Consider the following 17,472-nt stretch of genomic DNA (forward strand, 5'->3'; position numbering starts at 1 on the left):
AGCCCCGGAGGATTTCCATGGACGTCTGCGTCAGCATCATCGTCGTCACCCGCAATGCCGAGTTCTTTCAGGCCGGAGCCTCGGTCATCGCGGACCTGCGCGAGGGCCTGTTCGAAAGCGTGTCGATCGATAGCGACTGGCCGATGCAGGCGGGTCCGGTGGTGCCTTCGGGGCCGTATTACGCGGCGGCGCGGGACCGCGCCCTGCGGTTTCTCGACAGCGTGGGGGACCGGATTTCGCTGCATGTCGTGCAGGCGCAAAGCCTGTCGGCGGCGCTGGGCAAGCTCCGCGCGCGTGAAGATGACGGCGCGGTGCAGCATGTCGGCATGGCCTATGTCGACTACTCCGACCCCTATCACGGCGGGCGCTCCATCGCCGAGATCGACCGCGACCTTGGCGATTTCTACGCCGCGCTGCGCCGGCATCGCGTGACCGCCTTCGAGACGCCGACCTCGACGGCGGTCTTCCAGTCGCCCGAACCACTGCCCTACCAGGTGCATCCGATGAACTTCATCCGCTGCGTGCTGCCGCCCGATGCGGACGTGCTGCGGGCGCAGCTTCTGTCGTTGTGGATGGACTTCTACGAGCTGAGCCTCGTGAACCGCCGCATCCGCCCCGGCGACCGGGCGCGGCCCGGCAGTGCCATGGCGGACACGCTGGCGCGGTTCCTCGACACCCGCGCGCCGGGCAACTGGGCCTTGCAGTATTACACCGGCTCGCTGGTTTCGAGCCTGATCGGCGCTTTCGAAGCCTTGGCGGAAGAGCGCGGGCTGCCGGTGCTGCGCGGCCCCAACGAGCATTCGCTGGCCTGCGGGGCCATGGCCAACTGGCAGTTGTACGACATGCCCTCCGTGACCATCGTCACCTCGGGCATGGTGGATGAATTCCGCGGCACGCTGGCCAACCTGACGGAGGCGCGGGCCAGGGGCTTTATCATCTGCGCCGAACAGAAGCCCGACCAGTGGTATGCCTTCCAGTCGACGATCTCGCCGGAATCCGACAGCCGCGACGTGCTGCACGCGCGCGGCGTGCCCTTTGTCTACATCGAGACGCCGCAAGGGCTGGAGCAGGGGCTTGCGCAGGCCATGGCGCTCTATGATGCCGGGCGCGGGCCGGTGTTCATCCTTGCGACGCAATCGGTGATGAACGTGGCAGAGCAGGCCGTGGCCGTGCCTGCCGTCCCGGCCACCGCGATCACCCCCGATGCCAAGGCGGTCGAGGCGCTGGTGGCGCTGGTGAACGCTGGGCCGGAGCGGGTGCTGCTGCAACCGGGCAACATCCGGCCCGAGACCTCGGCCCGGATGCTGGACCTGTCGCGCCGCACCGGGATCGCGCTTGTGGACAGCATCATCCATCCCGGCGCGGTGCCGACCCATGTCGAGGGTCGCCCGGTGGAGACCCACCTCGGCACGCTCAGCGTCTACGGCTTCAGCGATACGGTTTACCGCTTCCTGCACCGGGGCGGGCGCATCCTGCCGCGCGAGGAACAGGCGCTGGTGTTTCTTGGCGACCGCATTTCGCAGGTGGTGACGCCGTTCAGCCAGGCGAAGCTGACCCGCCAGTTCAACATCGCGCAGGTGGTGGCGGAGCCGGGGCTGGTGGCGCCGTTCACCGACATCGGTGTCACCATGGACCCGGATGCCGCCGTGCAACTGCTGGCGGAGCGCGCCGCAACGCCCCCGGTCCTCGTGGCGCGGCGCATGGCCCGCATCGCCGAGGCGCGCCGGGGTCATGACGACCTGTCCAGCTGCCAGCCGAGCCTGCCCATGACGCCGAATTTCTTCTTTGGCGCGCTGGGGCGGCTGCTGGAACAGATGATCGCCGAGGAAGGCTATGATTTTACCGGGCTTTACGACGTGGGCCGCTGCGGTATCTCGGCCATCCGCAACCTGCCCAAGACCCGCGCCGGGTTTTCCGGCTGGTACGGGCGGGCGCTGATGGGGGACGCCTACATGGCGACGCTCGCCATGGCGCAGACCTGTCCGACCGACGTGCTGACCTTTGTCGGCGACGGCGCGCGGGCGCTGGTGCCGGACATCCTGCCGGGACTGCTGGAAAACGCCCTGTCGAACGGGCCGCGCCGCAATCGCAGCCTGTCGATCTTTGTGCTGAACAACAGCGGGCTGTCGGCGATCAATTCCTATCAGGAGCGCATCCTGTTCAACCGCACCTCGCGGCAAATGCGGGTGCTGAACGTCGCCCAACCCGAAAGCGAGCGCGACATGTGCGGCCACCGCGTCGCGGTGCGCAACATCGACAGCTTTGACGCCGAGGCCCTGCGCCACTCTCTGCACCAGCGGGGGCGGATCAACATCTTCAACGTCTCGCTTGCCCACAACAACGAAGGCGACGGCATGTCGCTGGCCCATGTGAACGGCTGGCAGCAGGACCAGCTGCCGAAAACGAAACCGGTGCGCGCCCGTGGCCGCGCCGAAGAAAGGACCTGACCGGAATGTACTTCGGTTTCATAGCACATCCGACCTCGGTGCCGCTGAAGCGGTACGTGAAGATGCTCGACCTCATGCAGCGTTCCTCGCACGACTACCAGGACGGCTATTCGCGCGAACTGTGGTCGCACCGGAACCTCGTGCCCTTCATGAACTTCGACCGGATCACCAGCGCGACCGGGGCCGAGGCCTCGGGGAAGGTGCATTACCTGCCGCTGACCGCCGAAGAGATGCTGAAGGACGCCCCCGGCAACATGCGCCGCGTCATCGCCGGGGCCGAGATGTTCGCGGCTGACGGCGCGGACCTCGTGGGGTTGGGGGGCTTTACCTCCATTGTCGGGCGGCGCGGGGTCGAGGTGGCGGCGGCCAGCCCGGTCCCGGTGACTTCGGGCAATTCGCTGACCGCCTACGCGGGCTACCGCGCGCTGCGGCAGGTCATGGACTGGATGCGGTTGCGTCCCTCCGATCACCGGGTCGCCATCGTGGGCTACCCCGGCTCGATCGCGCTGGTCATCGCACGGCTGCTGCTGGACGAAGGGGTGGAGCTGGACCTTGTCCACCGCCCCGGCGCCAAGACGGCGGACCTGCTGGAACACCTGCCCGCGAAGTATCACAACAAGGTCCGCCTCAGCGGCGATATCGGCGAGTTCTACAAGGACACGCGGTTCTTCGTCGCCGCCAGTTCGGCGGGCGGGATCATCGACCCGGCACAACTGATGCCCGGCAGCATCGTCGTGGACGTGGCCCTGCCGCGCGACGTGGCGGAAAGCGATGCGCGCCTGCGCGACGATATCCTCGTGATCGACGGCGGCTGCGTGACCGCTTCGGACCAGGTGAAGATGGGCGGTGAGTCCCTGAACCTCGCCATCAAGCAACAGTTGAACGCCTGCCTGTCCGAGACGATGATCCTCGCGCTGGAACAGCGGGCCGAGGTGTTTTCCATCGGGCGCACGCTAGAGGTGGACCGCGTGCTGGAGATCGGCGAGATCGCCGCGCGGCATGGCTTTGCCCCCGATCCGCTGTCGTCCTACGGGCGGCGGCTGGACCCGGCCTATGTCGCCAGCTTTGGCCGCTACCACGGGGCGCGCAAGGCCGAGGCCAGGGACGTGTCCCTGCGCTCGCAGGAGCACCACGACACGACGCTGCGCTTTCGCCGTCACATCAACCCGATGCTCGCGGATTTCCTGCAAACGCTGCATTGCGACCGGGTTTTCGACAAGGCGCAGGGCGCGGTGCTGACCGGCACTGAGGGGCAGGAGTTCCTTGATTTCGTGGCGGGATACGGCTGTCTGAACCTCGGGCACAACCCGACGGGCGTGGTGGAGGCGCTGAAGGACTTCCTCAGCGGCGACCAGCCGAATTTCGTGCAATACGTGTCCTTCCCGAAACAGACCTCGCTGCTGGCGGAACGGCTGTGTGAACGGGTCGGCGGCGGGATGGAGCGGGTGTTCTTCTCCAACTCCGGCACCGAGGCGGTGGAAGCGGCGATCAAGATGGCGCGCGCCGCCTCGCCACATCACCGCATCCTGCATGTCCACAACAGCTACCATGGAAAGACGCTGGGCGCGCTGTCCGTCACAGGCCGCGACAAGCACCAGAAACCCTTCCGCCCGCTGGTGCCCGGCGCGGTCGAAGTGCCCTTCGGTGACGTGGACAAGCTCGAAGAGAAGCTGTGGGAGGGCGATATCGCCGCCCTGATCCTTGAACCGATCCTGGGCGAAGGCGGCGTGCATGTGCCGCCCGAGGGCTACCTGAAACAGGTGCGCGCGCTGTGTGACCGCTACGGCGTGCTGCTGATCCTCGACGAGGTGCAGACCGGGATGGGCCGCACGGGGCGGTTCCTTGCCAGCGACTGGGAAGGCGTGCAGGCCGACATCCTGTGCCTGTCGAAATCCCTGTCGGGCGGATTGATGCCCATCGGTGCGACCCTGTCGCGGGTGGGGATCTGGGATCGCGCCTATGGCACCAGTGACCGCTTCCTGTCGCACAGCTCGACGTTTGGCGGCGGCAACATGGCGGCCACGGCGGCACTGGCGACGCTCGACGCGCTTGAGGACGGCAGCGTCATGGCGAATGCGCTTGAGGTGGGCACGCACCTGAAAGCCGAGTTGGAACAGATTGCCGCCGACTATCCCTTTGTCGGCGAGATCCGCGGCAAGGGCATGATGCTGGCGGTGTCCTTTGCCGCCGACTTCAGCGGCGCCGTCGCGGCGGGAGCGCATGAGTTCGCCACGCGGCTGCCGGGCGACTGGCATATGGCGTGGAAGTTCCTGCCCGACACGGTGCGCGACAGCCTCGCCGAGGCGATGCGCCGCTTCGAGGGCACCCTGGCCGAGATGTTCTGCATGCGCTTCGTCACGAAACTCGCGCAGGACCACAACATCCTGACCTTCCTGACTGCCAACAGTTCCACCGTCATCCGCCTTCAACCGCCCCTGACGCTGACACGCGCGCAGGCGGACCGTTTCGTCGCCGCCTTCCGCGAGGTCTGCGCCGACATGTCCACCTTCATGAATTGAGGAAAAACCAATGCTGGATCAATCCTTTGCACGGGTCAGCGAAACGCTGCTCTCCTTCTTCAACGCGCAGGCCCTGATGGGTGCCTACCAGCTGGAGGTCTTCGAGGCGATCGGGGAGGGGGCCGCCGCCGCTGAAATCGCGTCCCGCTGCGAGATGCCGGAAAGCTCTGCCAACCAGCTGCTGATTGCCCTGCGCGCCATGGGGTTCCTCGACCGCGAAGGCGACCGCTACACGCTGGCCGCAGGGATGGAGCCCTACCTGCTGAAGGACGGCGCGGCCTACCTTGGCACGCTGTCGCGCCACGCGGCAAAGTTCCTTTATCCGCTGTGGGGCCGCTGCGCCGAGGGGCTGCGCGAGAACGCCAACCAGCGCGCGGCGGTGTTCGGGGATGACCGCAAGTGGTTCGACATCCTCTACTCCGACCCGGCGGATGTGGCGGATTTCCACGCCTTCCTGTCGATCCTCGCCGATCCCTTCGTCGAAAGCTTTGTCGAGGGGTATGATTTCTCTGCGCACAAGGCGTTCCTCGACCTCGGGTCTGGCCGCGCCGCCCTGCCGCGCGCCGTTCTGAAGGCACATCCGCATCTGACCGCCGCCGTCTGCGACCTGCCCGAGGCGGCAGAGCACATGCGCCGCGAACTGGCGGGCATCGAAGGCGGCAACCGCATCGCGATCTTTGAGGGCGACGTGATCGAGGGCACCCTGCCGCAGATCGACGCCGACCTCGTCCACATGGGCTGGATGCTTCACGACTATGGTATCGAGACGCAGAAGCGCATCCTTGCCAATGTCTTTGCCGCTCTGCCGTCGGGCGCGACCTTCATCGCCAGCGAGACGCCGCTGGCCGACGACGAATCCGGCCCGGCCTTCGTCGCGCTGTTGTCGATCAACATGCTGGTGTCCTCGGACGGCGGGATCGAGAGCACCACGGCGCAGTACCTCGACCGCTTTCGCGAGGCGGGGTTTGTCAATGTCCGCGCGCAGGCGCTGCCCGGACCGCGGGCGCTGCTGATCGGGCAAAAGCCCTGACCCCCTGATTTTTCACAAGAGGTATTTGAAATGGAACAGAGAATCCTGACGCTCATCAACGAGAACTATGGCCTTGGCCTTGGCGAGGCGCTGACGCTGGATACCCCGCTGCTGGAGCTGAACATCATCGACTCCAGCGCCTTCTTCGACCTGATCGAGCTGTTGCAGGACGGCTTTGGCGTGACCGTGCCGCTGTCCGAGATCAAGCCGGAGAACTTCGCCACCGCCCGCGCCATCGCCGCCATGACAGGAGAGCTGCTGAGCTCTCCGGTCGCCTGATCCCCCTGCCATTTGGCCCCAACCAGCCTTCGGAGAAACGTGATGACTGAGATTCAAGCAACGCTGTCCCCCGCAGAACAGGCCGCCCTCGCGTCGCTGGTCCTGCAGGTGGTTCAAAGCCACACCGGTTACGGTGCCGACGTCCTGTCGGCCTCGGCGGAATTCGAGGCAGACCTCGGGATCGACAGCATCGTGCAGCTGGAAATCCTCGGCGACGCGCTGGCGCGCTGCGGCCTGCCGGCGGATGCCAGCGATCTCGACGGTATCCGGACCATCGGCCAGCTGTCTGTCCGCATCGCCGATCTGATGGCCGACCGTCCGCTGCCGGAGGCCGTGTTGACTGCCGCGCGCAAGACCGATCCGCTGATCGAAAGCCTGCTGAAGGCGGCGCAGGACGCTTCGGTCGAGACGCCGGATTTCCCGGCGCCCACGGTGGACACGCGCACCATGCGCGACTTTGCCGACCTGCCGGACCGCAACCTCTTTCACAAGGCCGAGGCCTTCAACGCCTTCTACGGCGCGCAGCGCGAGGCGGGGTATTTCTGGTACGGGATGCCGCTGGAAGGTCCCTGTCAGAACCGCGCGCTGATCCATGACGAGGTCACCGGCGAGCGGCGCGAATTCCTGATGTTCGCCTCGAACAACTACCTTGGCCTCGCCAACGATCCGCGCGTGATCGAGGCGATCCGCGACGCCGCCAGCCGCTATGGCGCCACCAACACCGGCTGCCGCCTGATCGGCGGGTCGAACGTGTTGCACAAGGAACTGGAACGCAGGCTGGCGCAGCTGAAGGGCACCGAGGACTCCATCGTCTTCCCCTCGGGGTATTCGGCCAATGTCGGCACCATCTCGGCGCTCTGTGGCAGCCGGGACATGGTGTTCACCGATGCCATCAATCACATGTCGATCCAGGATGGCTGCAAGCTGTCGGGCGCGCAGCGCAAGATATACCAGCACAGCCTCGGCTCGCTGGAACGCGCACTCGAGCGCAGCGCCGATCAGGACGGCGGGCGGCTGATCGTGACGGATGGCGTGTTCTCGATGCATGGCGACATCGTCGACCTGCCGCGCCTTATGGACATCGCAAGGAAGTACGACGCCAAGGTTCTGGTGGACGACGCCCATTCCACCGGCGTGCTGGGCGCGACCGGGTCGGGCACCAGCGAACATTTCGGCCTGAAGGGCAAGGTGGACCTGGAACTCGGCACCTTCTCCAAGACGCTGGCCGGGGTCGGGGGCTTTGTCGCCGCCCGTGCCGACGTGGTGGAATACCTGCGCTTTTATGCCAATTCCTACGTCTTTGCCGCGACCATCCCGGCGCATGTGGCGGCGGGTCTCATCACCTCCATCGACCTCATGGTGTCGGAGCCGCAGCGGCTGAAGACCTTGTGGCGCAACATCGACCACCTGAAATCGCGCCTGCTGAAGGCGGGGTTCGATCTGGGCGACACGCAGTCGGCCATCCTGCCGGTGGTCATCGGTGATGACCGCAAGACGCTGGAACTGGGCCGCGCCGTGCGCAAGCGGGGCATGTTCTGCCAGACGGTGGTCTTCCCCGGCGTGGCGGTGGGCGACGCGCGGCTGCGCATCTCTGTCACCTCCGAGCACACCATCGAGGACCTCGACCTTGCGGCCGAGATCGTCATCGAAAGCGCGCGCGAAGTCGGGATCGAGAGCCATGCTTGAGACAGGGACACTCGCGGAGCCGGAGTTCTTCTCCGTCTCGTCCGGGCTGCGCAATGCCGCAGCCCGGACCCCTGACGCCCCGGCGCTGCTGGGCGAGACACCGCTGAGCTGGGGCGCGCTGCAGGGCCGTGCCGCGCGGGTGGCGGCGCGACTGCAGGCGCTAGGTATCCAGCCCGGTGCCCGCATGGCGATCTGGACGCCCAAGGGCCACGATTTCATCACCGCCATCTACGGCGCGCTGGAGGCCGGGCTGGCCTATGTGCCGCTCGACCCGATGCAGCCGTCGGAACGCGCGGCGCGCATTCTCGATCAGGCCCGCCCCGAGGTGCTGGTGGTCTCGCCCGACCTGCTGGACCACCTGCCGGGTGTCATGCCCGACAGCGTGCGGCTGGTGCTGTTCACCGATTGCGACGGTGCGGCAGCCCTTCCGGTCCTGCCGGTGCCCGCGCTGCGCCTGAGCGATCTGCCCGAAAGCGTGCATCTGCCCTTTGTCGCCAAACCCCACCACATCGCCGCCGTGCTGTTCACCTCCGGCTCGACCGGGACGCCGAAGGGCGTGCAGATGAGCTACGGCAACCTTGCGGCCTTCGTCGGCTGGGCGGTGGCGGAATACGGTCTGCATGGCGGCGACGTCATCGCCAACCACGCCAGTTTCCATTTCGACCTGTCCACCTTCGACCTTTTCGCCGCCGCGCAGGTCGGGGCGGCGGTCTGGTCGATCCCGACGCCGGACCAGTCCAACGTCCTCGCCATCGCCGAGGGGCTGGCGCAGCATCGCGTGACCACGCTTTACGCGGTGCCCTCGATCCTCGCCATGCTGACCCGCGCCGGGCTGATCGACGCCGACCGGCTTCCCCACCTGCGCCACGTCCTGTTCGCGGGCGAGGTCTTTGCCATCGGGGACCTGCGGGCGCTGGCCGCGCGCCTGCCCGAGGGCTGTACGCTGAGCAACCTCTACGGTCCGACCGAAACCAACGCATGCACCTGGCACCGGGTCACCCCCGCCGATCTGGAACGCGACGTGCCGGTGCCGATCGGCAGGCCCCTGCCGGGGCAGCGCGCGCAGATCCTCGACCCGGAGACCCGTGCGCCCGTTCCCCCCGGCGAAAAGGGCGAACTGGTGATCGAGGGCAGCATGGTCACCCCCGGCTACATCAACCCGCCCGACGAGGCGAGCCAGGCCAACCACGCCGCGCGCCGCCACGCCACCGGCGACATCGTATCCCTTCGCGACGGGGCACTGGTCTACCACGGGCGCATCGACCGCATCGTGAAGGTGCAGGGCAACCGCGTCGAACTGGGCGAGATCGAGGCCGCCCTGTCGCGTCATCCGCTGGTGCGGCAGGCCGCCGTGGTGCAGATCCTGGGGCCGCGCGGCGCTGACCTCGTGGCCTTCGTCGCGCCCGACGGGGTAGAGGCCCCCGCCGTGCTGGACCTGCTGCATTTCCTGCGCACGCTGGTGCCGCAATACATGCTGCCCCGGCATGTGAGGTTCATCCCCGACCTGCCGCGTACCCCCAACGGTAAGGCCGACCTGCAACACCTTCGCCGCATGGCCGAAGACCAGTTCCTGCGCGCCCCCCTTTCGCGCGCAAGAAGGCCAGAGACCGCATGACCCGCCGCGCCCCCGTCCCTGCGGCGCCGCTGGCCATCGTGGCCCTGGCCCAAAGCCCCGTCGCCGCCCCGGCGCCCTATCCGCCGCATCGGCTGGCGGACTGCGGCCCCGAGGCGGCGGCGCGGGTGGCGGCCCGCCAGGTCCGCCTGCTGGAACCGCCCGCCTGCACCCCGGCCAGTTTCCGAATACCGCCGATCTACGAACGCGCGGTTTCGGCGCTGACGCTGAACCTGTTGTCCCTGACGCGCGAGGTGATGACCGCGCGCGCCTTCACCTGCGATCTCGACCGGACCGACGTCATTGTCGGGGTCTGCGGCGGGTTCGACGCGACGCTGCGCAACGCGCTGAAGGTCGCTGGCGTGCGCGCCATGGCGGGGGCCGACCCGGACCGTCTGCTGGAGGCAAAGCGCGCCCTGCAAAGGCATTTCGGATCGACCACCCATGACAAGGTCGGCGAGATGGCCAGCATCATTGCCGCCCGCATCGGGCTCGAGATCGGCGCCCATGGCCGTGTCCTGGCGGTGGAAAACGCCGATGCGACGCTGTTCTCGGCCGTCGAGGTGGCGGCGGCGAACCTACTGTCCGGGCAGACCGATACCGCGCTCGTGGCCATCGGCCAGCGGTTCGAGGGCTGCCACGTGGTGCAGGCCCTGGCCAAGGTTCTGCCCGAGGGTGTCATCCTGTCGGAAGGCGCGACGCTCCTGTGCCTGCGCCGCCTGCCGGACGCCGAACGCGACGGCGATCCGGTGCTTGGGGTCCTCGACGGGCTGGCCTGCACGCAGGTCGACCGCGCCGCGCCGGGGGGCTCTTCCGGGGGCCGTGTCGGGCGTGGCCCGCACATCTGTGGGGCCGGAATGCGTGACCGTTTCGGACTGGCGCATGAGGGGGCAGAGGTGCTCTGCGATGTGCTACGGACTCTGACGGTCGAGGGTGAGGCGCAGATCGAGGGCCACAGCCTCTATGGTCTGCACTGGCAGATGCGGCTGAGTCCGTCGACGGCGGGCCAGTCTGTGCCGCCGCCTGTACCTTCCGGCGAACCCGTCGCCGTGGTGGGCGTGGGCGCCAGCTACGGCCCCTTCGTCGGGCGCGACGCGGTACTCGGCGCCTTTGGCGCAGGGACCGACGCCATTGCGCCGCTCAGCGAGGCGGCCCTGCCGCGCAACAGCAGCTATCACCCGGACAAGTCGGTGCCGCTCAGCAGTTATGCCCAACTGGGCAGCGAGATGGCGGCGATGGCCTTGCCCGTCACCGAAGAGGCCAAGCAGCCGGACGCCACACATCACCTGGCCTTTGAAGTCGGTTCCGAAGCGCTGGCGCAGGCGGGCATGGCGCCCGGCGATGGCACGCGCTGGTCCGTGATCGTCGCGGCGCAGCTGTGCAGCGATGCGGAACGCAGCCTGTCGAACCGCGTACACCAGCCCGAACTGTCCCGCGTGCTGGGGCAGCCGGCACAGGCCACGCCGGATGCGCCTGCGGCAACGCTCAGCGGCCTGTTTCGCGGCGAAACCGCCATGCGCCTTTCTGCGGCTCACAGGCTGAACGCACCCGGTCTGGCGGTCGAAAGCGCCTGCGCCTCCTCGCTTGCCGCGCTCGAGATCGGCTTGCGCCAGCTGCGCGCGGGCCACGTCGATGCGGTGCTGGTGGTGGCCTCGGAGCTGCCCAACAACCCGCGCGACCTGGCGTTGTGCTCGGCGCAGCGCATGTTGTCGGGCGACCGCATCGCGCCCTTCGCCACCGGGGCGGACGGATTTTCTCCCGGTGACGGGGCCGGGGCCGTGGTGCTGCGCCGCCTTGCGGACGCGCAGGCCGACGGCCAGCCGGTGCTGGCGGTCATCCGGGGCATCGGCGGGTCCTCGGACGCGGTGTCCTTTACCGCGCCGGACCCCCGGGGGCAGGTGCGCGCCATGCTGCGCGCGCTGGGCGACGCCGACATGCCCTCGGGCGCCATCGGCTATGTCGAGGCGCATGGCACCGGCACCCAGCGCGGCGACGGCATCGAGGTCGCCGCCCTGACCGAGGTCTACGGCCACGACAGTGCGACACCGAAGGGGCTGGGCGCGGTCAAGTCCATGATCGGCCACAGCTTTGCCGCCGCGGGCATGGCGGGACTGTTGCGCGTCATGCAGGCGCTCGACAGTGCGACCCTGCCGCCCACCATCCTGCGCGGGCCGCTGAACCCTGACATCGGTCTCGATCCCCGGCTCTGGCAGATCGCGCAGGACCCGCAGCCCTGGCCCGCCTCCGAAGGTCCGCGCCGCGCCGCCGTCAACGCGCTGGGCACCGGTGGCACCAATTTCCACATGATCGTCGAGGTGGCCCCCGATCGGAACGCCGCCCCCGCCAAAGACCCTGAGGAGGCATGATGAAACTCATCGTACACAAGATCCGTCTGCTGGACCCGACCCACCGCAGCGCCTTCGAGGACTGGGTGGTCAATACCGACTACGCCACCTGTCCCGACCTGCCGAGCGTGCAGGCCTTCAGCGTCCAGCGCGCCGATCCGGGCGCGGGGTTCGACTACTTCGAGGTGATCTCCGTCACCTCGCAGGAGGCGTTCGACGCCGACATGCGCACCGCCGCCTTCGACGGGCTGGTCGCCGCCTTCTCCGGCATGGCCGAGGTGGCCGAGGAGCTTTCGGGCCACCGGCTTGGCGACGGCTACCGGGCAGGGGCCTGAGCGCCATGAGCGCTGCCCTGTCTGCCGCCCTGTCCATGCTCTCCCTCGGGGGCTACCGTGTGGTCGTGCTGGACTTTTCCGGCGCGTTCGGGCGGGCGCTGGCCTGTGTCGCGCATCACGTGCTGGGGCGCGCGGAACAGGCGCTCTGGCAGGGGTTCGCGCTGGAGCGTAAGCGGCTGACTTGGCTGGCGGGGCGCGTGGCGGCCAAGCTGGCGTTGCGCCTTGCGCTGGCAGAAGACGCGCCACGGCGCGAGGCAGGGGACCTGCCGCACCTCCGCGACCTGCCAGTCCTGCCGCAGACCGGGCGCAGCGGTCCGCCGCACTCGCCCATCGGCGGCGCCCTCAGCCTGTCGCACTCCGGCACGCTGGCGGCGGCGGTCCACGCGCCCACACCCGTGGGCCTCGACCTCGAAGGCCTGCGTCCCATCGGTGCGAACGCGCGGCGCTGGCTGCTGTCCTCGTCCGAGGCGCGCCTGCTGGGGCCGGACCCCGACGACGCGGCGCTGACACACCTTTGGGCCGCCAAGGAAGCCGTCCTCAAAGCCCGCCACGCCCCGAACCTCGCCCAGATGCGCGGGCTGCGCTGGCACGGCTGGGGGCAGGACGGCACGGCGCGCGTCACCGACACCAACGGACCGTTGGCATGGGTGCACGCAGGCCTCTGGCGCGGTCACGCCATCGCGCTGGCCACCTACCTCCCCATGAAAGGCGAGCGCGCCCATGCCTGATCCCTACGACACCATCCATGCCGCGCTGGACCTCGCCCGCTACGCGCCGTCCTCGCATAATTCGCAGCCCTGGCAGGTCGACATCGGGCCGCCCGATGCCACGCTGACCCGCACCGTCACCTTTTGCCTCGACGAGGCGACCCGCCTGCGCGCGCTGGACACCCTCGACGCTGAGATGGCCATGAGCCTCGGGGCCTTCGTCGGCGTCGCTTGCCGAGCCATGACGCTGGCGGGGCTCGACTGGACCTGTACCGCGCTGCCCGACGACATCGGCGTCACCCTGCGCGTCGGGCGCGGCAGCCCCCCGTCCCCCGAGGCGCTGCGCCGCTTTGGCGACCTCGTGCACCGGCGCCGCACCTGCCGCGCGCCCTTTCGCCCCGATCCGCTGACGGCGGCACAGCGGCTTGCGCTTCAGGCGCGCGGCTGGCCCGCGCTGGGCATCGGCACCGCCGCCCGCGTCGAAGTGCTGACCGACCGCCGCCACTGCCGCGAGGTGGCGCGGCTCGTGTCGCATTTCGGGGCGCTGGATTTCTCGGATTTCGCCGCCTGGTCGGAGACCTACGCCCATATCCGCTTTTGCCCTGCGCACCGTCTGCGCGAGGGCAGGGGCTTCTCCATCGACTCGCTGCTGGGCCCCATTTCGCGGCTGCAACGACTTGGCCTGCAAATCGCGCTGCACCCGGTCAGCCTGCAACTGCTGCGCCCCTTCGGGCTGCCCCGGCGGTTGGCGCAGGGGCTGGCGGAGCTGACCGCAGCGGCCCCGGGCGTGCTGGTGTTGACCGCGCAGCAGCCGGACCCCGGCGTGGCCGACATGATCGAGACCGGGGCGCGGCTGTCTGAGTTGTGGCTGGGGGCCGCCGAACTGGGCGTGCAGGTTCACCCCCTCAGCGTGCTTTTGCAGCACCTCGAACCCCGGCAGGCCTTGCAGGACGGCCTGTCGCTGCCGGGGCTGCCGCTGTTCATCGCCCGCATCGGCCTCCAGTCCCCGCCCGAGGTCCGAACCCCGCGCATCCGCCTTGAAACCATCCTGCGGCAACCCGAGGGCGCCGCCGGGATGCCCCTGACAGACAGCATCGGAAAGTAGACGGACCCATGGATTTCTCGCCCAATCCCGATCAGGCGCAGCGCACCGAGCATCTCGAACGCTTTGCCCGCGATTTCGCCGCGACCCACCGCCAGCCGCAGGGGTTCAACCGCACCGGCTGGGATCAGCTGGCCGCCATGGGGCTGGCCGGTCTGCCCGTGCCGCCCGACCACGGCGGCACCGGGTTGGACGCGCTCCAGACCATCCAGAGCTTCGAGGCCGTGGCGCGTCAGATCCCCGACCTGGGGCTGCTGTTCTCGCTGGCGGCGCATCTCTTTGCCTGCGTCGTGCCGGTCTGGCGCGGCGGGTCGGATGCGCAAAAGGCCCGCTGGCTGGAACCCATGGCCACGGGACAGATGATCGCCGCCAATGCGATCTCGGAGACGGACTCCGGCTCCGACGTCTTTGCCATGCGCACCAGCGCGGTGCGGGATGGCGATGACTACGTCCTGAACGGCACGAAGCGGTTCATCACCAATGCGCCGGTGGCGGACGTGCTGGTGGCCTATGCGCGCACCGATCCGAAATCGTCCTTCTTCGGCATCAGCTGTTTCGTCATCCCCACCGCCACGCCCGGCCTGACCATCGCCGCCGAGGACACAAAGGCCGGTCTGACCAGCAGCCCCTGGGGCAGCGTGATGTTCGACGACTGCCGCGTCGCGCAGGCGCAGCGTCTGGGGCCGGAGGGGGCAGGGGCGACGCTGTTCCACGAAAGCATGGTTTGGGAACGCTGCTGCCTGTTCTCCATCTACCTCGGCGCGATGGAGCGTGTGCTGGACATGTGTCTGGACCACGCGCGCACCCGCAAGCAGTTCGACCGCCACATCGGTGCCAACCAGGCGATCTCGGACCGGCTGGTGAACATGCGGCTCAGGATCGAGACCTCGCGCCTGCTGCTGTACAAGGCTGCATGGCTGTACGACCAGCGCAAGCCCTGCGAGCAGGAGGTGGCGCTGAGCAAGATCTGCATCTCGGAATCGGCGGTGCAGATCGGTCTTGACGCGGTGCAGATCTTTGGCGGCGAGGCGATGACGGCGGACCATCCGGTCAACCGCTTCCTCAACGACGTCATGCCCGCGCGGGTGTTCTCGGGCAGCTCCGAGATGCAGCGCGAGATCGTCGCCCGCGCCATGAAGCTACGTTAATCCACGAGAAAGGCAGGACAGGACATGTCACTTACCTACTGGTTGCTCATCGGAAACACCGGGGTGTTCATCCTCCTCGGCGTTCTGGCCGCCCTGCGCACGGGCGATACGAAATGGCCCTTTGCCTGGGGCTTCTTCAGTTTTCTGCCCGCCACGGTCATCATCGGGCTGGAGGGCACGGGTGACGTCTGGCGCAAGCAGATGGTCGTCGTGCTGGTGCTCGTTTATGTGGTGCGGATGCTCTACACGCTGCTGGTCTGGTTCAACGCCACCGGCGCGTCCAAGCTGAAGGACACCACGCCCAAGGCCGCGATCCTGTCGCTGCCGCTGGTGCTGGTGCCGGTGTTCTGCTGGGTCTACACGCTGCCTTTCTTTGCCGCCGTCGACCGCGTGGGGCCCTTCGGGCTGGCGGACGGCGCGGCGCTGGCGGTCTATGCGCTGGGCACGCTGTTCCACCTTGGTGCGGACTACCAGAAGTGGCAGTTCAAGCAGGACCCGGCCAATCGCGGCGTGCTGCTGCGCCGGGGCTTCTGGGGCATGTCGCGTCACCCCAACTACTTTGGCGACTTCCTGATCTACGTGTCCTTCGCCATCGTCGGCCTGTGGCACTGGGGCCTCGTCTCGCCGCTGGCGAACCTTGTCCAGTATTTCGCGGACGCCATCCCGAAGAACGAGAAACAGTCCCGACAGCGCCACGGCGCGGCCTGGGAAGACTACGCCGCCCATACCCCGATCTTCCTGCCCCTCGGGCGCGGCGGATCCGAAGACACCGCCGTCCCGGCCTCCCGCGACAGCTGACATTTCAGGAGACATCCCATGAAAGACCTCGCATTCGACCACATCGTTAAGGACATTGCACTGGCTGATTTTGGCCGGAAGGAACTGGACATTGCCGAGACCGAGATGCCGGGGCTGATGGCTTGCCGGGCGGAATATGGCGAGAGCAAGCCTCTGAAGGGCGCGCGCATTGTTGGTTCGCTGCACATGACCATCCAGACCGCCGTGCTGATCGAAACACTGGTGGCGCTGGGCGCGGACGTGCGCTGGGCCTCGTGCAACATCTTCTCGACCCAGGACCACGCAGCGGCGGCGATTGCGGCGGGTGGCACGCCGGTGTTTGCGGTCAAGGGCCAGAGCCTCGAAGAGCATTGGGATTACCTCGACCGCTCGTTCATGTTCCCCGAGGGCGCGAACATGATCCTCGACGATGGCGGCGACGCGACGCTTTACGTGCTTCTGGGCGCCCGCGCCGAGGCCGGTGAGGACATCCTGCCCGTGCCCCAGTCCGAGGAAGAGGCCGTCATCAAGGCGCAGATCAAGAAGCGCATGGCTGCCAGCCCGGGCTGGTTCACCAAGACCAAGGCCGACATCCAGGGCGTGTCCGAAGAGACCACCACCGGCGTGCACCGCCTGTACGACCTGCACAAGAACGGCCAGCTGCCCTTCCCGGCGATCAACGTGAACGACTCGGTCACCAAGTCGAAGTTCGACAACAAGTACGGCTGCAAGGAATCGCTGGTCGACGGCATCCGCCGCGCCACCGACGTGATGATGGCCGGCAAGGTCGCCGTGGTCTGCGGCTACGGCGACGTGGGCAAGGGCTCGGCCGCCTCGCTGCGCGGTGCGGGTGCCCGCGTAAAGGTCACCGAGGCCGACCCGATCTGCGCGCTTCAGGCGGCGATGGACGGCTTCGAGGTGGTGCTGCTGGAGGACGTGGTGGCGGATGCCGACATCTTCATCACCACCACCGGCAACAAGGACGTGATCCGCATCGAGCACATGCGCGAGATGAAGGACATGGCCATCGTCGGCAACATCGGCCACTTCGACAACGAGATCCAGGTCGCGGCGCTGAAGAACCACAAGTGGACCAACATCAAGGACCAGGTGGACATGATCGAGATGCCCTCGGGCGCGCGGATCATCCTGCTGTCCGAAGGCCGCCTGCTGAACCTCGGCAACGCCACCGGTCACCCGTCGTTCGTCATGTCGGCGTCGTTCACCAACCAGGTGCTGGCGCAGATCGAGCTGTGGACGAAGGGTTCCGAGTACCAGCCGGGCGTCTACATCCTGCCGAAGCACCTGGACGAGAAAGTCGCCCGCCTGCACCTGGGCCGCATCGGCGTGAAGCTGACGCAACTGTCGCCGGAACAGGCCGCCTACATCGGCGTCGCCCCGGAAGGCCCGTTCAAGCCGGAACACTACCGCTACTGAGCCGGGCGGGGCAGGGGCCCTGACCAGCAAGGATACAAAGGCCGGGCG

General features: G+C 68.0%; 13 protein-coding genes. All 13 read left to right on the forward strand.

Annotated elements, in window-relative coordinates; genetic code table 11:
- Nucleotides 1-17 precede the first annotated feature (17 nt).
- From ACP16H_RS12920 to ahcY, 13 genes are read left to right on the forward strand one after another with little or no spacing between them, the layout of a single operon-like run.
- Nucleotides 18-2,447: a hypothetical protein gene (locus ACP16H_RS12920; RefSeq protein ID WP_425072715.1), complete on the forward strand. Its 2,430-nt coding sequence runs from the start codon at nucleotides 18-20 to the stop codon at nucleotides 2,445-2,447.
- A gap of 5 nt (nucleotides 2,448-2,452) precedes the next feature.
- Nucleotides 2,453-4,966, forward strand: coding sequence for an aminotransferase class III-fold pyridoxal phosphate-dependent enzyme (locus ACP16H_RS12925; RefSeq protein WP_425072716.1), 2,514 nt, complete (start codon nucleotides 2,453-2,455; stop codon nucleotides 4,964-4,966).
- A 10-nt stretch (nucleotides 4,967-4,976) separates the two neighbouring features.
- Nucleotides 4,977-5,996 carry a methyltransferase gene (locus tag ACP16H_RS12930; protein WP_425072717.1) on the forward strand — a complete coding sequence of 340 codons (1,020 nt, stop codon included), beginning with the start codon at nucleotides 4,977-4,979 and terminating at the stop codon, nucleotides 5,994-5,996.
- A 30-nt stretch (nucleotides 5,997-6,026) separates the two neighbouring features.
- Nucleotides 6,027-6,275 (forward strand): acyl carrier protein, encoded by a 249-nt coding sequence (locus ACP16H_RS12935; RefSeq protein WP_425072718.1) that lies wholly within the window; start codon nucleotides 6,027-6,029, stop codon nucleotides 6,273-6,275.
- A 42-nt stretch (nucleotides 6,276-6,317) separates the two neighbouring features.
- Entirely contained in the window at nucleotides 6,318-7,961 is a 1,644-nt protein-coding gene (locus ACP16H_RS12940) for an aminotransferase class I/II-fold pyridoxal phosphate-dependent enzyme (protein WP_425072719.1), read from the forward strand.
- Nucleotides 7,954-9,576, forward strand: a complete 1,623-nt coding sequence (locus tag ACP16H_RS12945) for an amino acid adenylation domain-containing protein (protein WP_425072720.1) — start codon at nucleotides 7,954-7,956, stop codon at nucleotides 9,574-9,576. Before ACP16H_RS12940 ends, ACP16H_RS12945 begins: the two co-directional genes overlap by 8 nt.
- Nucleotides 9,573-11,939, forward strand: coding sequence for a polyketide synthase (locus tag ACP16H_RS12950; protein ID WP_425072721.1), 2,367 nt, complete (start codon nucleotides 9,573-9,575; stop codon nucleotides 11,937-11,939). Before ACP16H_RS12945 ends, ACP16H_RS12950 begins: the two co-directional genes overlap by 4 nt.
- Nucleotides 11,939-12,253 (forward strand): hypothetical protein, encoded by a 315-nt coding sequence (locus ACP16H_RS12955; RefSeq protein WP_425072722.1) that lies wholly within the window; start codon nucleotides 11,939-11,941, stop codon nucleotides 12,251-12,253. The genes ACP16H_RS12950 and ACP16H_RS12955 overlap by 1 nt, the downstream gene beginning before the upstream one ends.
- 5 nt (nucleotides 12,254-12,258) lie before the next feature.
- The gene (locus ACP16H_RS12960; protein WP_425072723.1) at nucleotides 12,259-12,981 is read left to right on the forward strand and encodes a 4'-phosphopantetheinyl transferase family protein; all 723 of its coding nucleotides are present in this window, start codon (nucleotides 12,259-12,261) and stop codon (nucleotides 12,979-12,981) included.
- On the forward strand, nucleotides 12,974-14,065 hold the full coding sequence (locus tag ACP16H_RS12965) for a hypothetical protein (protein ID WP_425072724.1): 1,092 nt from the start codon (nucleotides 12,974-12,976) through the stop codon (nucleotides 14,063-14,065). The genes ACP16H_RS12960 and ACP16H_RS12965 overlap by 8 nt, the downstream gene beginning before the upstream one ends.
- 8 nt (nucleotides 14,066-14,073) lie before the next feature.
- Entirely contained in the window at nucleotides 14,074-15,210 is a 1,137-nt protein-coding gene (locus ACP16H_RS12970) for an acyl-CoA dehydrogenase family protein (protein ID WP_425072725.1), read from the forward strand.
- Nucleotides 15,211-15,234: 24 nt separating this feature from the next.
- Nucleotides 15,235-16,008 carry a DUF1295 domain-containing protein gene (locus ACP16H_RS12975; RefSeq protein ID WP_425072726.1) on the forward strand — a complete coding sequence of 258 codons (774 nt, stop codon included), beginning with the start codon at nucleotides 15,235-15,237 and terminating at the stop codon, nucleotides 16,006-16,008.
- Between the two features lie 18 nt (nucleotides 16,009-16,026).
- Nucleotides 16,027-17,424 carry an adenosylhomocysteinase gene (ahcY, locus tag ACP16H_RS12980; protein ID WP_425072727.1) on the forward strand — a complete coding sequence of 466 codons (1,398 nt, stop codon included), beginning with the start codon at nucleotides 16,027-16,029 and terminating at the stop codon, nucleotides 17,422-17,424.
- Nucleotides 17,425-17,472 lie beyond the last annotated feature (48 nt).

The organism is Sagittula sp. S175 (assembly GCF_049800975.1).
GTDB lineage: Bacteria > Pseudomonadota > Alphaproteobacteria > Rhodobacterales > Rhodobacteraceae > Sagittula.

Coding starts and splice junctions, on each gene's coding strand:
- ACP16H_RS12920 (WP_425072715.1), top strand. CDS start 18: ATGGACGTCTGCGTCAGCATCATCGTCGTCACCCGCAATGCCGAGTTC.
- ACP16H_RS12925 (WP_425072716.1), top strand. CDS start 2,453: ATGTACTTCGGTTTCATAGCACATCCGACCTCGGTGCCGCTGAAGCGG.
- ACP16H_RS12930 (WP_425072717.1), top strand. CDS start 4,977: ATGCTGGATCAATCCTTTGCACGGGTCAGCGAAACGCTGCTCTCCTTC.
- ACP16H_RS12935 (WP_425072718.1), top strand. CDS start 6,027: ATGGAACAGAGAATCCTGACGCTCATCAACGAGAACTATGGCCTTGGC.
- ACP16H_RS12940 (WP_425072719.1), top strand. CDS start 6,318: ATGACTGAGATTCAAGCAACGCTGTCCCCCGCAGAACAGGCCGCCCTC.
- ACP16H_RS12945 (WP_425072720.1), top strand. CDS start 7,954: ATGCTTGAGACAGGGACACTCGCGGAGCCGGAGTTCTTCTCCGTCTCG.
- ACP16H_RS12950 (WP_425072721.1), top strand. CDS start 9,573: ATGACCCGCCGCGCCCCCGTCCCTGCGGCGCCGCTGGCCATCGTGGCC.
- ACP16H_RS12955 (WP_425072722.1), top strand. CDS start 11,939: ATGAAACTCATCGTACACAAGATCCGTCTGCTGGACCCGACCCACCGC.
- ACP16H_RS12960 (WP_425072723.1), top strand. CDS start 12,259: ATGAGCGCTGCCCTGTCTGCCGCCCTGTCCATGCTCTCCCTCGGGGGC.
- ACP16H_RS12965 (WP_425072724.1), top strand. CDS start 12,974: ATGCCTGATCCCTACGACACCATCCATGCCGCGCTGGACCTCGCCCGC.
- ACP16H_RS12970 (WP_425072725.1), top strand. CDS start 14,074: ATGGATTTCTCGCCCAATCCCGATCAGGCGCAGCGCACCGAGCATCTC.
- ACP16H_RS12975 (WP_425072726.1), top strand. CDS start 15,235: ATGTCACTTACCTACTGGTTGCTCATCGGAAACACCGGGGTGTTCATC.
- ahcY (WP_425072727.1), top strand. CDS start 16,027: ATGAAAGACCTCGCATTCGACCACATCGTTAAGGACATTGCACTGGCT.